The following is a 19281-nucleotide window of genomic DNA, read 5'->3' on the forward strand; positions in this document are numbered from 1 at the left end:
AAATCGAGATTCATCGAAAATAACCTAAAAAGGCAACTACGGAAAGTCTTTTCTCGTATCTTAGTCTGTGTCTAACCCGATTTAATACCATTAGCTATTATAGAATAGTCTGATATTAACAAGTAAATTGTCAATATCTTTTCTTGAACTATATTAGACTAATGTATATATGCTATATATTTGAGGTATGGCAAATGCACTCTCTATTACGGTGAAAGAATCGCTTAAGGACTTAAGAAGTCTCGTAAAAAATCTGCAGACCACCACGGTCCGAAAATAAAAATGCTTATTGAGATCAAGCGTTCTGATCGAGCATTAGGCAAGAATGAATTAGCGGAACTGATAGGTGTAAATCACAACAGTATTCAGACATGGCGGACTAAATATCAAAAGGGCGGTATATCCGAATTATTAAAGGATGGTAGAATTGGATTTAAGCCCTCCATAATAAGTAAGTCTGTGCATAAGAAAATTAAATTGAAGCTTTGTTCAGAGGATGCCGCATTTTCAAGCTACAAACAATTACATGCGTGGGTGGAAAATAATTTTATTAAAGGAGTTAATTACAACAGCTTGCGTCATTATGTTAAAAGGCACTTTGGCATCGTTAAAAGTACCCCGCAAGAGTCATATTAAAAGGATAAAGAAGCGGTTGCTACTTTAAAAACTTCAAACGAATCTGTAAAGACAAAGTAAAACCACTATTGGGATGCTATAAAAGCATTAATATTTATTAGGATGAGAGTCGATTTGGACTACTCACAAGAACAGGGCGGGTTCTAACAGCAAAGGGGGTAAAACCCGTTTGTACTTATCAACACAAATTCGAAAACACATACCTATATGGAGCATTCTCACCAATAAATGGAGATAGCTTTTGTTGGAACTGCCTTATTGTAATACAGATTGCTTTCAATATTTTATTCAAGAATTATCAAAGCAGAATCCAAAAGAACTTAAACTAATCGTGCTTGACAACGGAGCCTTCCATAAGGCAAAGAAACTAATCATACCCGAGAATATCATTTTAATTTTTCTGCCGCCTTATAGTCCAGAACTAAACCCCGCCGAGAAAATTTGGTGGCAACTCAAACAAGAGTTCGTTTGCAAATCCTTTAATACCATCGATCAATTGGGCAAACACTTAGCCAAGGTTGTGAGGAGAATAATTACAACAAAAACAGTAAAGAAAATTTGTTCCTTCAAATATTTATTATGCTCTTTTTAGACTAAATTATATTGGCTAATGGTATAATATACTTGATGCGTAGATTTTCACTATTCATTTTTACAAGTTTGTTTCTGACTTTTTCGTTTGAAGCTCAAGCTAGCTCTATAACAGCTACACAGAGTGGTGACTGGAATCAAACAGATACTTGGGGTGGTAGCGCCGTGCCTGATGGAACTCCTTGTTATGATACTATTATAATTCCAGCCGGAATTACAGTGACGGTCACCAACACGGTAAATTTAACCGGTTGTCCGTCAACCATTGTTTTTGTTGATGGTGATTTAATATTCCAAAATGGAAAAAAACTAAACTTAAGTGATGGTTCTGTTGTTTGGGTTGCCGCAACCGGCTATATTGATGTGGGTTCAGGCGGTGGTTCATCAACCTATATTACTATTGATGGTGACCAATATTGGAATGCTGCTGACGGACCTTTTGTTGGACCCGGGGTGCTATGTCAAAACTGTTCTCTACCTATTGAATTGATAAGCTTTACAGCTGAACTTATTGAAGGAGTTGTTGACTTAAAATGGCAAACAGCATCTGAAGAAGAGAATGATTATTTTGTCGTTCAACGCAGCATTGACGGCTTCACCTGGGAAAGCATTGCAGTGGTTGATGGTGCCGGAAATTCCAGTGTGCTTTTATCTTATGAAGCTGAAGACCGCATTCCTTACCTTGGTTTGTCTTACTATAGATTAAAACAAGTTGACATGAATGGTGCCTTTTCTTTTTCTGATACACGCGTCATTTCAAATGGACAGTTTTATTCTGACCAAGAAATGCTAATTATATCTCAAACATCTGGCAGTCAATCTACCTTTGTGATTTATTTTTCAGAGCCACTCAGCGGCACGCTGAATCTTTATATTACGGCAGTAAATGGTGCAATTATTTATTCTGAAACTCGTGAAACAGCATCAGAAGAATGGGTGGTTATTCATATAGACCGGCCTCTTTCTGCCGGCATGTACGTGGTGTCAGCTAATCAGAAAATTGACAAAACCTTTGCTCAGTAATTCCTTAGTGCATTAAGAGAACGTCTTGACTAAATCAAGTTTATCAAAACGTGGGTCTTATCTCATTTTTTTGTTTAACTTTCGGCTTCTAAAATTTAAAACAAAACAATTATGGGTATTGGTTTATGGGTGGCTATTGGTGTAGTAGTTCTTCTACTCATCATCTTCATCACTATGTACAACGGGTTAGTTGGATTGCGCAACAACCGGGAGAATGCATTTGCAGATATTGATGTACAATTGAAACAAAGACACGATCTGATTCCGCAATTAGTTGCAACCGTAAAAGGTTATGCTGAACAAGAAAAAGGAGTGTTAACAGCAGTAACGCAAGCAAGAGCACGCGCTATGTCTGCAGGCACAGTGAATGATAAAATTGCGGCTGAAATTGCTCTTTCTGGTGCTATGTCACAATTCTCAATGCAAATGGAAGCTTATCCTGATTTGAAATCAAATCAAAACTTTATGCAGTTGCAACATGAGCTTTCAGACATTGAAAATAAGTTGGCTGCAGTGCGTCGTTTCTTTAACTCTGCTACTAAAGAGTTAAATAATAAAGTACAAAAATTTCCAAGTAATATTATTGCGGGCATGTTTAAATTCAGCCAAGAACCATACTTTGATTTAGGTGTTGTTCAGCGTGAAGAGTTAGATAAAGCTCCTGAAATTAAATTCTGATTCCTGTGGCATACGTTGGACTATACAGCCAAATCAGAAGCAACAATTTTAAATCCATGCTTCTGCTAATTGGTTTTCCTTCAATTATCCTTGGTGCGGTTTGGCTCATCGTGTTTTTTATGGGCGATATGCGCTGGGAACCTTATCAAGCGGAAACGTTTTTGAAGGTTGCACCCCTTGTAATGGGCGGAGTTGCGCTTTGGTTTGTGGTGGCGTATTTTTTTAATGCGCAAATGATTCAATATGCAGCTCACTCTCACACCTTAGATCGTAAAAACAATATGCGGGTTTACAATTTGGTGGAGAACCTGTGTATGTCTCAAGGGCGTCGCATGCCTAAAATCCAAATTATGGAAACGGATGCGCTTAACGCTTTTGCAAGCGGCATCAATGAAAAAACCTATACCATCACACTTACGCGTGGCATCATTGAAAAATTAGATGACGCAGAGTTAGAAGGTGTAATTGCGCATGAATTGGCGCACATCGTTAATAAGGATGTTAGATTGCTTATTGTCTCTATCATCTTTGTGGGTATTCTCGGTTTTGTTGTTCAGGTATTGTTCAGGTCAATTTTATATGGTAATCATCGTGACCGCAAAAAGTCTGATGGTAAAGCCATGTTGATTATTTTATTGGTAACAGCTGTTGCCTATTTGCTTACAATACTTTTCAGATTTGCTTTATCACGTAAGCGTGAATATTTGGCTGATGCAGCCGCAGTTGAAATGACTAAGCGCCCTGATGCTTTAGCCGGTGCATTGAGAAAAATTTCAGGACATTCTGAAGTCGAAAATGTAAGTAGTTCTGATGTGAAATCAATGTTTATTTCTAACGAACCAAAAGCTGATGCGTTTTCAGCAATCACCGGTTTATTTGCTACTCACCCTCCAATTCAAAAACGAATAGCATTTTTAGAGCAGGTTTAAAAAGACTGGCATGATAAAAAAGGCGCAACGTTCAAAATGAAGTTGCGCCTTTTTTGTTTTTAACGTAGGCGCAGTCCGCTACCTGCGCCCTCTAAGTGTAATGAAGCTTTATTCTCCCGGATCCTGAAATGCCGGATTAGAAATAAAACTGCTGTCAGAAAGCGAAACAAGAAACATATAGAGTTTGTATTTATCAGCCGGATTCATTTGACTGCCCCCTGTGCCAATATGTTTCATAAGAGGATCAATAGTGGGTGAATTCACCAGACCAGTGCTGTAGTGATTAATCACCTCTTGTAATGTACTGAACCTACCATCATGCATGTAAGGTGCCGTGAAAACCAAGTTGCGCAAGGTGGGCGTTTTGAATTTGCCGTTATCATCCGGATCTCCGGTTACTGCTCCTCTACCCAAATCAGCAAAGCTTGCGTCTAGGCCGTTGTTGTGATATTTATTATCTGTCCATAGCGGGTTAAAAGAGTCGCCGTGACAATGAAAACAATCACCTTTAGTTTCTTCCATAAAAATAGTGAAACCTTCGTAGGCAGCTTGCTCATCAACACTGTTCCATCCGCTGATTCCGGTTTGCAGGTATTTATCAAAGGGAGAATTGCCTGAAATTAATGTTCGCATAAATTGTGCAATGGCTTTGCTAATCAGCACAGAATCTATACTGGAGGTCCCAAAAGCTTGCTCAAACAAGGCGGGATATTGATCATCTTGTTGCAATTTAGAGGCAACGTTTGGCCAGGTATCATGCATTTCAACGGGATTAACAACCGGTCCAAACACCTGATTTTCTAAGCCGATTGCTCGACCATCCCAAAACAATTCAGGCATCCAGCCTAAATTAATGATGGGTGGCGCATTTCGTCCGCCTTCTATGCCGTCAATTCCTTTACTATAGGTGGTTGTATCACTGAATGACGCTGACGGAATATGGCATGATCCGCATGATTGTGTATTGTCACCCGATAGCCGCTCATCAAAAAATAACATGCGACCCAAATCTACTCCCTCATTGGTTGTTGGATTGTTTGCCGGACTTTGAATAGGAGGTAAATAATCTGAAATGATTCCAGGGTAATTAAAGTTATAGCCGGTTGGATCAGGTAATCCAAATTCATCATCCTTTCTGCAACTGATCAATGCGGCAAAAAGTGCAAGCGCTAGAAATGTGATACTGTGTTTCATTTGTGTTTCATCAATAACGCATCAAATGAATGAAAGGTTTACAATGTGTAGTCATAAATATATCAAATAATACCCTTCATGCTTGTCATCATCTATAATTACCTTTGTAATCTGATTCAATGAGAATGAATAAAGTACATTGTGAAAATTTAGGACTGAGAGATTACAAAGAAGTTTGGGATTATCAGGAAGATAAATTCAAAAAAGTGATAGATCAAAAAATGGTTTTAAGAGAACAGCCAGATGCTGATCTTCCAACACATAGTTTGCTGTTTTGTGAGCATCCACACGTGTACACGCTGGGTAAAAGCGGTGAAGAAAATCATTTATTAATTAATGAAGATGACCTAAAAAAACACGGAGCTACGTTCTATAAAATTAACCGCGGTGGTGATATAACCTATCATGGCCCGGGCCAAATAGTGATGTATCCAATTTTTGATCTTGACCAATTTTTTACTGATATTCATAAATACATGCGTTATTTAGAAGAGGCTGTAATACTTACTTTGTCTGAGTTTGGAATCGTTGGCGGACGCGTAAATGGATTAACCGGTGTTTGGATAGATGGGGGCACGGCGGATGCAAGAAAAATTTGTGCCATGGGAGTGAAAAGCTCAAGATGGGTAACCATGCATGGTATAGCGTTGAATGTGAATACTGATCTGAGTTATTTTAATCATATTGTACCATGTGGTATTGTTGACAAATCGGTGACCTCAATGGAAAAAGAATTAGGTAAACCGGTTGATATAAATGCAGTGAGAGAATCTTTGCGCATCAACATGTCTAATGTGTTTGATTACGATTATTTTTAATTTAACTTGGTGGACGTGATGAAAATTGTAAAAAAAATATTCAAGTGGCTGCTTATTCTTATTCTCTTGTTTTTGGTAGGAGTTAACTTAGCTATTGTAATAACCGGCCGATACTACATTTACAAAGGGGTTGCGCATACGTATTTAAAAGGTCACATCAAACCAACCATTTATGATTTAGAGGTTTTTAACAACAGAAAAGTTGAAATAGGTTCACCACAACCGTGGGCTGAACATCACAACCTCGGAAAACTTACCTTATCACAAGATGAACGTGATTTGCTTGAGCGCCTTGAAACGGTTTCTTTTCTAGTAAGCTGGAGAGATACCATCATTTATGAAGAATATTGGGAAGAACACACGGTAAATACACTAAGCAACTCGTTTTCCATGGCAAAATCTGTTGTGTCAATATTGATTGGGGTCGCCCTAGATGAGGGGTTGATTCAATCACTAGATCAGCCTGTAGCAGATTATTTACCTGAGTTTGATGATGAAAAGAAGAACATCACAATTCGTCATGTACTCACCATGTCAACCGGCTTGTCGTGGTCTGAATCTTATATCAGTCCGTTTTGTGATGTGGCAGAATTATATTATGATACAGATGATAGAGATTTGGCTTGTAATCGCAGAATCATTGAAGAAGAACCCGGTAAGGTGTTTAGGTACAAAAGTGGTGACACGCAGGTGCTAATGTATATTCTGGCAGCAGCCACGGGCAAAAATATTTCTGAGTACGCAGCTGAAAAACTTTGGAAACCCATGGGTGCTGAAAGTGATGCGTGGTGGAGCTTGGCTGGTGATGAGAACAGTACTGAAAAAGCATTTTGCTGTTTGTACGCCACATCAAGAGATTTTTTACGCCTAGGTAAATTAGTAAATCACCGCGGCAACTGGAATGGTAAACAATTAGTAAGTAGAGAATATATGGATGAATTTTGTTCACTTGCCCCACTGACTAAAGGTAACGGAAAGCCCAATAACACCTATGGTTATCAATATTGGATTTATACAGGTTTCCCTTTTGAAGTAACTTATTTCAGAGGCATGCGTGGGCAATTCATCATTTCTATTCCTGAAAAAGAATTAGTGATTGTGCGCACAGGTCACAACAATTCAGCATCATGGCAAAATACCGAAGAGAAGAAAGATGACGCACTAGAAGGACACTACCAGGAATTGCCTCTTTATATTCAAACAGCTATTAATCTTGCCAATCAGGCGGGCGCAGCATATTGATGAACTCTTCATCTGAAAATTGAATTATTTTTGTAGTCCTTTTTCACTAATGAAACACCATATTCATATTCCAAAAGTTGAAAACATTGCAGTTGCAGTGGTGAAAGAATGGAACGATGATAAAACCGTAGAGATTTACAATGTGTATTTGTTGAATTTGAAGTCGAATTCTATTCAAAACGCACTGGTTTCCTCGAAGGGATATGGTGAAAATGCCAACACCGGCGAACCAATTAAAACGTCTGTATTACGTCATTTCATTGGAGATATGAACGCATCATCGTTCGCCAAAATTGAACCTATTATGGAAGAAGTTTTTGGTTTGAGCAATGAATATTGGGTGAGCTTTTATGAGAATGGCCAAATTCATGATAAAAAATTCATTTTTCTAGCTGAATCTATTTGCGATAAAAACATGATTCAGGTGCCCGTAATGAATAAACGGGGAGTGGTTATTCAGTAGGTCGAGTCTCTTAAGGTAAGAACAGGAAAAAAATTGGAGCATCCATAAATCCCATAGGATTTATGGAATATTGTAATTTTCACAAACGCCGCCATCAATCTTTAAGCTTCCAGAATAGACGACTGGTTCTGAAGTGAGATAGGTAGCATTTGTAATCTTATAGTTGATGATTTTTGATTCATCAGTACCCATTTCTGTTAAGTAAGTTACTCCCCCTTCACTACAAGCCGGTGCCGATAGATACGTAGAAGAAGTTGCCATACCACCAATAAACACTTCATCGACATAGATTTTTACATAGCTACAACCGGCTAATTGTAGACTGTTATTAGGAGCAAACCAAAATACACATGAACCATCAAATTCACAAGACCCGTCATCATTTTTAGCTTCACTATTGTGGTTATTAGCCAGCGAGTTCGTACACCCCGGCTTTTTACATGAAGACGCACTAAGGAACAACCCAATAAGGAATAGAAATAAGAATTTAGACATCAGATTGAAAATTTTATAGTGTATAAAACCAAATGTAACAATAAAACCAAATGTAACAGTAAAACAAAATGTTCATGGGAGAAATGCACGATGTAACTATCCCCCATCAATTGAAATTTTATTAATACTGAATGGCATCAAGCGTGAGGTCAAGGCATCGGGTAAAATACAGTGGACGCTATGGTAGACAGTATTTAAGTTCAATAGTGTTTTTTGTTATAATCAATGTCTGTTCATATAAGAATGACACAAAATAACTATCACTAAGAACTAGTGCAACAACCCTTAATCAAAAAATCACGCAATAATTAACGCTACAACAAATGCATGAGTATAACTAATATATTTGGGAGAAATTAGTTAGCATGCAACTCAAAAAAATATCCATCGAAAAAATCCTGTTTCTTGATATAGAAACCGTGCCTGAGGTGTATCACTTCAATGAGCTTTCAGCAGAAACAGCAAGTTTATTTGACCAAAAAACAAAGTACCAACAGAAAGAAGGTCAAACAGCGGCAGACGTTTATGAAAGGGCCGGTATTTACGCTGAGTTTGGTAAAATAATCTGCATCTCATGTGGCATTGTGCATGATAAACCTCAAGGAAAAGAAATTAGATTGAAATCTTTCTCAGGTGACGATGAAAAAAAGCTCTTGTTGGATTTTGCTAAATTACTTAACCAGCATTACAACATGCCACACCACATTTTGTGTGGACACAACGCAAAAGAATTTGATTTTCCGTTCATTGCCAGGCGCATGTTAATTCATGGAATTGATTTACCTCAAACACTTGATATTGCAGGAAAAAAACCATGGGAAATTGCTCACCTTGATACCATGGAACTATGGAAATTTGGAGATTATAAGCATTTCAGCTCCTTGTCATTATTGTGTCACATATTCAAGATACCAACGCCCAAGGATGATATCTCAGGCTCTGATGTAGCAAGAGTGTATTATGAACAGCAGGATTTACCCCGAATAGTGAAATATTGCCAAAAAGACGTGGTGGCATTAATCCAGCTATTTTTACGCTTTAGAAACGAGCAACTTGTTGATGATGATGAAATTCATGAGTAGATGCTCATTATGTTTTTTTGGTTTGATAATCCTGGTAATGAGTGCATGTTCTGGCAAAAAGAACCCAAATCAAAACACAAGTAATTCAATTGATTTATTTGCTGAATTTGGCAAATATCCCGACACTGCTTTTGCCGGAATCTTTATTGAACAACCTGTGCAAGATGCAAAAAACCTATTGATTGGGAAGCAATTTATCGTCACGGATAGTTCTGGATCAATACAGTTATATCGGAACATGGATTCAACCGTGGTATTGTTAAAAGGCGAGCAAGTGATTGATGAGGTCAGGGTTGTGATGAGGTCTGTTAACAAAATAAATGCTTCAGAGGTATTAATAAAGAAGTTTAATTGCGGTAAGGAGGTGCAAAACACGATGCGAAATTATTTCTTGTTTACGTGTAGAGGAAAAAACGGCGTATTTAAAACCAGTGTTTTCATTCAATCTGATTATATTAGGATTTCATTTAAAAAGACACATCAATATGGCATTAATCAAGGCTTGCAGAGGCAATTATCCAAAAATTCCAACATCATGTTGGTTGGCTGAAAACGCAACCGTTGTGGGTGATGTAGTCATGGGTGAAAATTGCAGTATATGGTTTAATGCCGTGGTACGTGGTGATGTAAATAGCATTCGTTTTGGAGACAACGTAAATATTCAAGATGGAGCCGTAGTGCACTGCACGTATGAAAAAACAAAGGTCAATCTTGGTAATAATGTTTCTGTCGGACACAATGCTTTAGTGCACGGCTGTACTGTGGGAGAGAATGTGCTAATAGGAATGGGTGCAATAGTGATGGATAATTGCGTAATTGAAAGCAATTGTATTATTGCTGCAGGCGCTGTGTTACTAGAAGGAACCAAGGTTGAATCCGGATCCATTTACGCCGGTGTTCCGGCAAAAAAAGTGAAAGATCTAAGTCCAGAATTATTTAAAGGAGAGGTGCAGCGCATTGCAAAAAATTACAGAATGTATGCAAGCTGGTTTGAAGAAAAATAAAAGTTTTTAGGTCTTAATCCACCAATGAAACTGTCAATGAGTTGTCGGTTTTAACCACTTTTGCCAGCCCTTGTTTTGTTAAGCCTTTCATGCCTAAATCCCAAGCCTTATTACTCAATGCACATTTTTCTTTTAGTTGTGCCAAATCCATGGTTTTTTCTTTTGCGAGAATGGCAAAAATGAGTTTTTCATTTTCAGTAAGGTCAGGTCCTGTCTGTCCCCATTTTTCAGGTTTCATTTGCGGGAACAACAATACCTCCTGTATAGAAAGGTTGTTTGTCAAATACATAACCAGCCGATCAATGCCAATACCTAAACCGGAGGTTGGCGGCATACCATACTCAAGCGCTCGCAAAAAATCCTGATCAATAAACATGGCCTCATCATCACCTTTTTCTGATAATTTTAGTTGCTCTTCAAATCGTTCGCGTTGATCAATTGGGTCGTTCAATTCTGAATAGGCATTTGCCACTTCTTTTCCGCAAATCATCAACTCAAAACGCTCTGTCAGTTCGGGGTCATTTCTATGTTGTTTACACAAAGGAGACATTTCTTTTGGGTAATCTGTTATGAAAGTAGGCTGGATATATTTGCCCTCACATTTTTCACCAAAAATGGAGTCTATTAATTTCCCTTTACCCATGGTGAAGTCCACCTCTACCCCATTGCTTGTGCACCAGGTTCTGAGTTCTTCTTCTGTTTTACCTTGTATGTCAAAGCCGGTGAAATCAATAATTGATTGCCGCATGGTAACCCTTTTATATGGCGCTTTAAAATCTACAGTATGATCGCCAAAGGTGGCAATGGTGGTTCCATTTACTGCAATTGCAGTGTGTTCAAGAAGCTGCTCAGTGAATTCCATCATCCAATGATAGTCTTTGTATGACACGTAAATTTCCATTGCGGTAAATTCAGGATTATGGGTACGATCCATGCCTTCATTGCGGAAATTTTTTGAGAATTCATATACCCCCTCAAAGCCCCCTACAATAAGTCTTTTAAGATATAATTCATTGGCAATACGCAAGTATAATTGCGTATCAAGTGCATTATGATGCGTTATAAAAGGCCGTGCAGCCGCACCACCAGGAATTGGTTGCAAAATGGGTGTTTCAACTTCAATATAACCTCTTGAATTAAAAAATTCACGGAACGCATTGAAGACTTTGTTTCTTTTTAAAAAAACATCTTTTACGTTTGGGTTTACTACCAAATCTACATATCGCTGTCTGTATCTGAGTTCCGGATTTGTGAAGGCATCGTGCACCACTCCATCTGCATCAGTTTTAGGCATAGGCAGTGGTTTAAGTGCTTTGCTTAACAATTGAAATGATGTAACACGCACGGTTATTTCGCCCACTTGCGTTTTAAAGAGCGTTCCTTCAACTCCAATAAAATCGCCTAAGTCAAGAAGACGCTTAAAAAGTTCGTTGTATAAAAACTTGTCATCACCAGGGCAAATTTCATCACGATTAAAGTAAACCTGAATACGTCCGGCGCTGTCTTGAATTTCAGCAAAAGAGGCTTTTCCCTGAATTTTTTTTCGCATCAGTCTTCCGGCAATGCTTACTTTTTTTCCTTCTTCAAAATGATTTTCAATTTCTGAAGAAAGATGACTCACCGGGAATAATGCCGCAGGGTAAGGCTCAATTCCTGTTTTGCGAAGCTCGTGTAAAGTTTCACGACGCTGAATTTCTTGTTCTGACAAATCTGTTATGCTCATGTCCTTGATTGGCGTTGAAATGTAGGCAAAGATACGTTGATTTTAATGATCAATTTACAGGTTATTTTTCGCATATAACAAAACAACAGGAAATGCGTAATAGAATTAACTTTGTAAGCAAGCAGGTTGAGATGATTTCATTTGAGGTAAATAAGGCATAAATAATCATGAAAGAATTAATTGAGGGTGTAAACAAACAAATCAGTGAGGCCATTGAAATTGGAGCAATGTCAAAATTCAATTCCAGTGGTAAAAAGTTTTCTTGCGTTTTGGTTTGTGGTTTAGGCGGTTCAGGTATTGGCGGAAAAATTGTGAGCCAATTAGTTTCAGATGAGCTCAAAATTCCTTTTCTGATTTCAAATGAATACGGCATACCGGCTTGTGTTAATGAGCACACCTTGTTGATTGCATCATCTTACTCAGGCAATACGGAAGAAACCATTGCCGCAGTTAAAGCTGCTCAAAAAAGAAATGCTGAAATTGTGGTTATAGCTTCAGGTGGTGAATTATTGGAAATGGCTATTGAGTATAAGTGGAACCACTTAATTGTTCCAAAAGGTCAACAACCCAGGGCAATGCTCCTGTATTCCTTAATTCAGCAGTTGTATGCGTTGAATAAATATGGATTAATTTCAGATAACCTACTTAATAATCTGCCTGAGCTTCCAACTTTTATTGGCTCTGTTAGAAACATGATTCAAGATGAAGCAAAACGAGTTGCTGCTTTTTTACATAAACACACTCCGGTAATTTATGCGGCAGCCGGCTTTGAAGGTATTGCTGTGCGTTTCAGACAACAGTTGAATGAAAACGCAAAAATGCTTTGCTGGCATCATGTGCTGCCTGAAATGAATCACAACGAGTTAGTGGGTTGGGCAGGCGGAAATGAGCAGCTGGCCGTAGTGTATATTAAAACAGATTTTGATCATCCGCGCACAAGCTACCGCTGGGAAATTTGTAAAGAAATCATTGCCGCTAAAACTCCTGCTGTTACTGAAATTAGAGCAAAAGGGAAGACACGGCTTGAACAAAACATCTACCTCATTCATTTGACTGATTGGGTTTCTATCATGGTCGCCGAGCTTAAACAAGTTGATTCTGTTGAGGTGAACGTGATTTCACACCTCAAATCTGAAATGGGCAAAAAACCCTGAATTGATTTTTTAATTGTAAATTGGCTTTGGTTTGGTTTTTGATTATACCATAACCAGATACTTGTGCCATGAAACAACTTTTACTACTCTCGGTATTTTCTTTTTATTCGTCTCCCCAGCAAAGTAAATTGCAGTTGATTGAAGAAGCCCTGGAACGGGTATTGATGACGCATTCTATCACCTATGAGCGTGGATCAAAAATTGAAGACAAATTAGCGGATGTAACCTATACTTATACCGGAAACACAGTGATTGATGCCAAGCAAGATTCAACGTACTATTATGTTTACGGTACTTATACTTTTTCAAAATATACCTATGTGCGCACGCCTAATCCTATAACAGGTGGAAGCACTAGCAGGTCTTATAACAACAACGGCTCACGCAGTTATGTAGCGCGCGTAAAAAGTGTATTAGATGATTATCGTGTTCAAGATATTTTGGTAATTGAAGACCCTGATAAATTTGACTTTCAAACTGAGGTGTATGATTCGTTGAAAACTTGGTGTGATTGGATTTATCCCAACTGTGTCTACCAACCTTCATCTGCAAAAAAGGGCAAAGATTAATCTGTATAAATGCAAAAATCCCTTCTCATTTTGTATGAAAAGGGATTTGAGGTCCCGAGCGGATTTGAACCGCTGTACACAGTTTTGCAGACTGGTGCCTAACCCCTCGGCCACAGGACCAAAATTCAGTTGTGGAGGGCAAAGGTAATAAATAATCCAATAAAAAACGTGATGTTGATTGTGTGGCTATTGAAATTTCGCAAGCTAATTTGTGTTATGCCTCAATAATTACTGCAACATCTTTTACAACGCCCCCAATCGGCGGATCAATTTTTCTGATTTTAATTTTTGCTTTCTCCAATAGTTTAAATTCAGCTCGGAATCGTTGTAATATGCGGTTAGCAACATGTTCAATTAGTTTTGATCTTATTGCCATTTGCTCAACAATGATCTCTCTTACCCTTACATAATCAATTGTGTCTGACAACAAATCTGTCTCAGCGGACGTCATAAAATTTGTATACAGAGCGACATCTACAATAAATTTTCCACCCAATTTGGCTTCTTCTTCCATGCAACCATGATATGCAAAAACTTCTACGCCGTTTACTTCTACAATATTGGTCATCTTGATTTTGTTATTGTTTTTTATTGAGTATTGCAATGCCGTTTTTCATTCTCTGCATTACGGTTTCTTTTCCAAGTAAGGCGCACACTGAAAACATTGAAGGACCCGCACCTTTGCCGGTTACCAACAACCGGAATCCAGGGCCAACTTTACCAAACCCCAATTTCTTTTCTTCAAGATATGATGAGAATTTCTTTTCAATATTTTCTGTATTGAATTCTGTTATTTCTGAAAGTAAATTAGTCAGTTCTTCCATTAAGTTTGATGTTTCCGCATTCCATTTTTTATCTACTACGCTTTGATCAAACTGAACTGATTCTGAAAAGAAGAAATCTCCATCAGAAAGAATGTCTTTTACAAACGTTGCACGCTCTTTCATTAGTCCACAAACGCCAACTAAAAAGGGCTGTGAATGGGTTTTGCCTGTGTCTTTAAGCAACGGTGAAAGCAAGTCGGCAAGTTGCTCATCTGATTTATTTCTCAAGTATTGTTGATTGAACCATCGTGTTTTTTCAGGATCAAAACGTGAACCTGATTTACCAACTCGCTCAAGAGAAAATTCATTGACCAATTCTTCCAATGTGAATATTTCTTGATTATTTCCCGGGTTCCAGCCTAGTAATGCCAGCATGTTAATAAACGCATCAGGGAAATAACCTGTTTCACGATACCCGGTATATTTTTCACCTTCAGGACTCATCCAATCTAATGGAAAAACCGGAAAGCCTAAACGATCTCCGTCACGCTTACTCAATTTTCCATTTCCGTCTGGACGCAATATGAGTGGTAAATGCGCAAACAAAGGGCGTTCCCAGCCAAAAGCTTCATACAATAAAACATGAAGCGGCGCGGACGGCAGCCACTCTTCACCGCGTATGACGTGTGTAATGTCCATTAAATGATCATCAACAATGTTGGCTAAATGATATGTGGGCATGCCTGATTCTTTGAACAGCACTTTATCATCTAAATTATTCGTGTTAACAGTAATCCAACCGCGGATGGTGTCTTCAAATTTAATATCTGTGTTGCGCGGCATTTTCATACGTATGGTGTATGGTTCTCCTGCCGCCATTCTTTTATCAACTTCTTCTTTAGAAAGTGTCAGTGAATTTTTCATACTTGACCGGGTAATGGCGTTGTATTGCCAGTTAGGCATACCGGTTTGCTTTGCTTTTTCACGCATTTGATCTAGCTCTTCGGCTGTATCAAAGGCTAGGTATGCGGCGCCATTTTTTACTAATTCTTCAGCATATGGTCGGTACATATCTTTTCTGAGTGACTGTATATACGGTCCTTTATCTCCTCCATAACCCTCTCCTTCATTGGGCTCTATACCACACCATTTCAATGATTCCAAAATATATTGCATGGCTCCGGGTACAAATCTGTTCTCATCTGTATCTTCAATGCGCAGTAGAAAATCTCCGTTGTTTTTTTTTGCAAATAGATAATTATAAAGCGCCGTTCTCACGCCGCCTAAGTGAAGTGGTCCTGTCGGACTTGGGGCAAATCGTACCCTTACTCTTTTTGACATATTTTTGAAAATGATCTCTGCAAAGATATTGTTTATCTATCATTCCTTTCCTTGTCTTGCGCATTGATGTGTAGATTGAAGCGCTTTTCTGATTGGAATTTAACCAGGCGTTGAACAATATTGAGGCAGAATTTTTGTTAAGATTATTGAACCAATGTTGGTTCTGCGTTGTATCTAATGATGCAAAGTGCTAACTTTAGTAAAAAATTATTCAGTTGGGCAAATTTAGTGATGTCATACGGCAGGTAGAACTGTTTATTAAAAAGTACTATAAGAATGAGATGATCAGAGGCGGTCTAATCTTTCTTGTGGTTTTACTTTTATCCTATACAACGGTAGCGGTGCTTGAACATTTTGGGCGATTCAGTAGCGGAGTAAGATTAACCCTTTTAGTCACATTTATTCTTGTTAATGGATGGCTTTTCTTTAGGTATTTTCTAATTCCTGTTTTACGCTTAAACAAGCTAGGAAAACATTTATCTATTATGGATGCTGCTGATATGATCGGTAGGTTTTTTCCTGATGTGAGTGATAAATTAAAAAACACAATTCAACTTGAAAAGGACAGCGTTGATTATTCGTATAATATTGAATTGGTGCGAGCAAGCGTTGAACAACGGGCAGCACAATTATCTGTAATTCCTTTCAATGCTGCTATTGATTTAAGTGAGAACAGAAAGTACTTGAAATATTTGGTTCCCGTTGTAGGCACCACGATTATTCTTAGCGCAGTGTATCCCGCTCTTTTTCTGGAAAGCACTGAGCGTGTTATTCATTTTAATCAAGAGTATGTAGAACCTGCTCCGTTTACTTTTCAGTTATCAAGTGAGGGAGAAGTGAAAGAAGGAGAAGATTATTTGCTTGAAATTAATCTTCAAGGCAATGACTTGCCGGATGAGGTTAAAATTGTTTCAAACAACGGAACATACAATTTGAATAAAGTGACAAAAACATTGTTTCAGTATCAATTTACAAACGTTAGAAAAGACATTCAGTTTTATTGTGAAGGAAACGGGTTCAAGTCAGAGAATTTTATTGTTGATGTGCTTTACAAGCCGGTTTTAGAAGACATTCAATTACATGTGGTTTATCCGGCACATACAGGCATTCAGCCGGCTGATTTTAATAATGCAGGAGATCTTTCAGTTCCCGAGGGAAGCTCTATCAAATGGTCCGTTACGGCTAAAAATTTGACCAAATTAGACGTGTTCTTTAAAGATACTTTAGTTAGTTTGAAAACAAATTTAACTAACACCTATTCTTTCCAGCGCAGATTTATTGAGTCGGAATCGTATGCGTTGGTAACAAGTTCTGATGAAGTAGAAAATGCTGATAGTCTTGGTTATGATATAACGGTGATAAAAGATGAATTTCCGCAGATAAGTGTTGAAGAAGAAATTGATTCAATGAACAGCCTGAGGAGATATGTAGATGGTACTATATCAGATGATTATGGATTCAGAGGGCTTTCAGCAAAAATGAAAGTGATCAAGCAGGACAGCTCCTATACCGTATCAAAATCAATCAAGATAAATTCAAAATCATTGAATCAATTGTTCTCTTTTTATATTGATTTATCTCCTTTCAATTTAGGCCCCGGAGATCGTATTGAATATTCATTTGTTGTTACGGACAACGACGAAATAAATGGATATAAGTCAACATCATCTAGTAGAAAGGTTTTTGAAGTTCCCGATTTAGATGAATTAGAAAATAATTTATCTGCACAATCAGACAAAATTGAAAGGGATATTAATCAGTTAAAGGAACAATCTGATCAATTACAAAAGGAAATTCAAGATCTTCGAAACGATCTGATGAATAAGCCAAATCCTGATTGGAAGGACAAACAAAACCTTGAAAATCTTTTAAATCTGCATCAGCAATTAAGTCAACAAATTGAGCAAATGCAGATGGAGTATGAGAAGAATAAAACAGAGCGCGAAAATTATTTAGAAGAAGATCCTGAATTAGAAGAAAAGAGAAAACAGCTTGAAGAATTAATGAACCAATTAATGGATGAAGAATTATTAAATCTTCTAAAAGAATTGGAAGAACTGATGAACCAAATGGACAAGGAAAAGATAGTTCAGAATTTGGATCAAATGGAACAAGAATCTGAAAATTTATCTGAAGAATTAGACCGCACCCTTGAGTTGTTTAAAATGATGGAGATTGATGAAAAACTCAAATCATTAGAACAGCAATTGCGTGATTTAGCTGAAGAGCAAGAGAAATTAAATCAAATGACCGAGAATAAAGAGTTGAGTCCGGAAGAATTAAGTCAAAAACAAGAAGAGTTAAATAAAAAGTTTGATGAAATCCAAAAAGATATGGATGAAATTGAACAGAAAAACAGTGAATTGAAGAATCCAATGGACATTGATTTTAATGAAGAGCAAGAGGAGGGAATTGATGAGGAGATGAACGAATCAAAAGAAAATTTAGATAATAACAACAGTAAAAAGTCACAAGAAAATCAATCTAAGGCATCTGAAATGTTGAAGCAAATGGCTGATGACGTCAGTTCAATGCAAATGCAAATGGCAGAACAACAGCAGGCTGAAGACATGGAAGCGTTGCGCTATTTGTTGGAAAATTTGGTGGCCTTGAGTCATCGTCAAGAGGCTTTGATGAAGGAATTCAAAGTGACCTCCCCTACCGACCCTAAGTATGGTGAGCTTTCGCAAGAACAATTGGACATTAATGTCGCAACTCAGGTGGTAAATGATTCTCTTATTGCCCTGAGTCATCGGGTTATTCAATTGTCGTCATTTATCAATGAAGAGCTTGCTGACCTGAATTATAATTTAGACAATTCATTGGAATATTCTGAAGCAAGAAAAACTAATGAGACAATCCAAAGCCAACAATATGTGATGACCGGATATAATGATTTAGCCTTGATGTTGGCAGAGGTGTTAGATCAAATGCAACAGCAGGCTCAGATGAAAATGCCGGGTAATGGTTCATGTAACAATCCTGGAGGGGCCGGTCAGGGCAAGTCGGGTAAAATGACCATGGAGCAAATGAAGCAAGCCCTGCAACAACAAATTGATCAAATGAAAGGTCCGAACCCCGGTGGAAAGGAACCGGGTGAATCTCCGGGTCAAGGAGGCGGAGAACAGCCAGGCTCTATTCCGGGATTATCTAATAAACAAATTGTAAAAATGGCAGCTGAGCAGAGTTTAATTAGAGAGTCATTAATGAAGTTGCGTGAGGAGCTAAATGAAGATGGTTCAGGCGCCGGAAATGGATTGAATGAGTTAATTGAGGACATAGATCAGTTGGAAAAAGATTTATTGAATGGTAATATTGGGGCTGATTTTGTGCAGCGCCAACAAGATATTTTGACGCGGCTTTTAGAGCATGAAAAGGCAATGCGTGAGCGCGGGTTTTCTGAGGAGCGAGAATCGAATGAGGGTAAAAATCCTGAAAATGGTAACCTTATAGAATTTACAGAGTATAACCGAAAGAAGGATGCGGAAGCTGAGTTTTTAAGAACCTTTCCAATAAGTCTTCAGGTCTATTATAAGGCCTTGGTAAATGAGTATTTTAATTCTGTAAATGAATAG

Annotated in this window: 18 protein-coding genes and 1 tRNA gene; 13 read left to right on the forward strand and 6 right to left on the reverse strand. The window is 38.0% G+C overall.

Annotated features, from left to right (window positions below):
- The first annotated feature begins 282 nt into the window (after positions 1-282).
- The 5 genes from IPH66_16770 (at position 283) to IPH66_16790 (ending at position 3857) form a co-directional block, all read left to right on the forward strand.
- Complete coding sequence (locus IPH66_16770; GenBank protein MBK7130996.1) at positions 283-636, forward strand: helix-turn-helix domain-containing protein; 354 nt, start codon at positions 283-285, stop codon at positions 634-636.
- 244 nt (positions 637-880) lie between these two features.
- On the forward strand, positions 881-1228 hold the full coding sequence (locus IPH66_16775; protein MBK7130997.1) for a transposase: 348 nt from the start codon (positions 881-883) through the stop codon (positions 1226-1228).
- 35 nt (positions 1229-1263) lie between these two features.
- Positions 1264-2250 carry a hypothetical protein gene (locus tag IPH66_16780; protein MBK7130998.1) on the forward strand — a complete coding sequence of 329 codons (987 nt, stop codon included), beginning with the start codon at positions 1264-1266 and terminating at the stop codon, positions 2248-2250.
- A gap of 117 nt (positions 2251-2367) precedes the next feature.
- Positions 2368-2928 (forward strand): LemA family protein, encoded by a 561-nt coding sequence (locus IPH66_16785; protein ID MBK7130999.1) that lies wholly within the window; start codon positions 2368-2370, stop codon positions 2926-2928.
- 5 nt (positions 2929-2933) lie between these two features.
- Positions 2934-3857 carry a M48 family metallopeptidase gene (locus IPH66_16790; protein MBK7131000.1) on the forward strand — a complete coding sequence of 308 codons (924 nt, stop codon included), beginning with the start codon at positions 2934-2936 and terminating at the stop codon, positions 3855-3857.
- Between the two features lie 108 nt (positions 3858-3965).
- Here IPH66_16790 and IPH66_16795 read toward each other — a convergent pair whose 3' ends face one another.
- Positions 3966-5051 carry a cytochrome-c peroxidase gene (locus tag IPH66_16795; GenBank protein MBK7131001.1) on the reverse strand — a complete coding sequence of 362 codons (1086 nt, stop codon included), beginning with the start codon at positions 5049-5051 and terminating at the stop codon, positions 3966-3968.
- 119 nt (positions 5052-5170) lie between these two features.
- Here IPH66_16795 and lipB point away from each other — a divergent pair, with 119 nt between their 5' ends.
- From lipB to IPH66_16810, 3 genes are read left to right on the forward strand one after another with little or no spacing between them, the layout of a single operon-like run.
- Positions 5171-5869 (forward strand): lipoyl(octanoyl) transferase LipB, encoded by a 699-nt coding sequence (gene lipB / locus IPH66_16800; protein MBK7131002.1) that lies wholly within the window; start codon positions 5171-5173, stop codon positions 5867-5869.
- 15 nt (positions 5870-5884) lie between these two features.
- The gene (locus IPH66_16805) at positions 5885-7111 is read left to right on the forward strand and encodes a serine hydrolase (GenBank protein ID MBK7131003.1); all 1227 of its coding nucleotides are present in this window, start codon (positions 5885-5887) and stop codon (positions 7109-7111) included.
- A 49-nt stretch (positions 7112-7160) separates the two neighbouring features.
- Positions 7161-7574, forward strand: coding sequence for a hypothetical protein (locus IPH66_16810; protein ID MBK7131004.1), 414 nt, complete (start codon positions 7161-7163; stop codon positions 7572-7574).
- A 60-nt stretch (positions 7575-7634) separates the two neighbouring features.
- Here IPH66_16810 and IPH66_16815 read toward each other — a convergent pair whose 3' ends face one another.
- Positions 7635-8069, reverse strand: coding sequence for a hypothetical protein (locus IPH66_16815; GenBank protein MBK7131005.1), 435 nt, complete (start codon positions 8067-8069; stop codon positions 7635-7637).
- 365 nt (positions 8070-8434) lie between these two features.
- On the opposite strand from IPH66_16815, the gene IPH66_16820 reads away from it, so the two are divergent.
- Both IPH66_16820 and IPH66_16825 read left to right on the forward strand, forming a co-directional pair.
- On the forward strand, positions 8435-9151 hold the full coding sequence (locus tag IPH66_16820; GenBank protein MBK7131006.1) for a 3'-5' exonuclease: 717 nt from the start codon (positions 8435-8437) through the stop codon (positions 9149-9151).
- Between the two features lie 485 nt (positions 9152-9636).
- Positions 9637-10155, forward strand: a complete 519-nt coding sequence (locus tag IPH66_16825) for a gamma carbonic anhydrase family protein (GenBank protein MBK7131007.1) — start codon at positions 9637-9639, stop codon at positions 10153-10155.
- Between the two features lie 13 nt (positions 10156-10168).
- On the opposite strand, the gene lysS is transcribed toward IPH66_16825, so the two are convergent.
- The gene (gene lysS, locus IPH66_16830) at positions 10169-11878 is read right to left on the reverse strand and encodes a lysine--tRNA ligase (GenBank protein ID MBK7131008.1); all 1710 of its coding nucleotides are present in this window, start codon (positions 11876-11878) and stop codon (positions 10169-10171) included.
- 167 nt (positions 11879-12045) lie between these two features.
- Here lysS and IPH66_16835 point away from each other — a divergent pair, with 167 nt between their 5' ends.
- Together IPH66_16835 and IPH66_16840 are read left to right on the forward strand one after the other, a co-directional pair.
- Positions 12046-13032: a bifunctional phosphoglucose/phosphomannose isomerase gene (locus IPH66_16835; protein MBK7131009.1), complete on the forward strand. Its 987-nt coding sequence runs from the start codon at positions 12046-12048 to the stop codon at positions 13030-13032.
- A 68-nt stretch (positions 13033-13100) separates the two neighbouring features.
- Positions 13101-13601, forward strand: a complete 501-nt coding sequence (locus IPH66_16840) for a hypothetical protein (protein MBK7131010.1) — start codon at positions 13101-13103, stop codon at positions 13599-13601.
- Between the two features lie 49 nt (positions 13602-13650).
- Here the strand turns inward: IPH66_16840 and IPH66_16845 are convergent.
- From IPH66_16845 to IPH66_16855, 3 genes are all read right to left on the reverse strand, one after another.
- Positions 13651-13721 (reverse strand) — tRNA-Cys (locus IPH66_16845).
- A gap of 94 nt (positions 13722-13815) precedes the next feature.
- Positions 13816-14169, reverse strand: coding sequence for a dihydroneopterin aldolase (gene folB / locus IPH66_16850; protein ID MBK7131011.1), 354 nt, complete (start codon positions 14167-14169; stop codon positions 13816-13818).
- Between the two features lie 10 nt (positions 14170-14179).
- On the reverse strand, positions 14180-15706 hold the full coding sequence (locus tag IPH66_16855) for a glutamate--tRNA ligase (protein MBK7131012.1): 1527 nt from the start codon (positions 15704-15706) through the stop codon (positions 14180-14182).
- Between the two features lie 215 nt (positions 15707-15921).
- On the opposite strand from IPH66_16855, the gene IPH66_16860 reads away from it, so the two are divergent.
- Positions 15922-19281 (forward strand): hypothetical protein, encoded by a 3360-nt coding sequence (locus IPH66_16860; protein ID MBK7131013.1) that lies wholly within the window; start codon positions 15922-15924, stop codon positions 19279-19281.

It is taken from the genome of Crocinitomicaceae bacterium, assembly GCA_016708105.1.
Lineage (GTDB): Bacteria > Bacteroidota > Bacteroidia > Flavobacteriales_D > Crocinitomicaceae > JADJGJ01.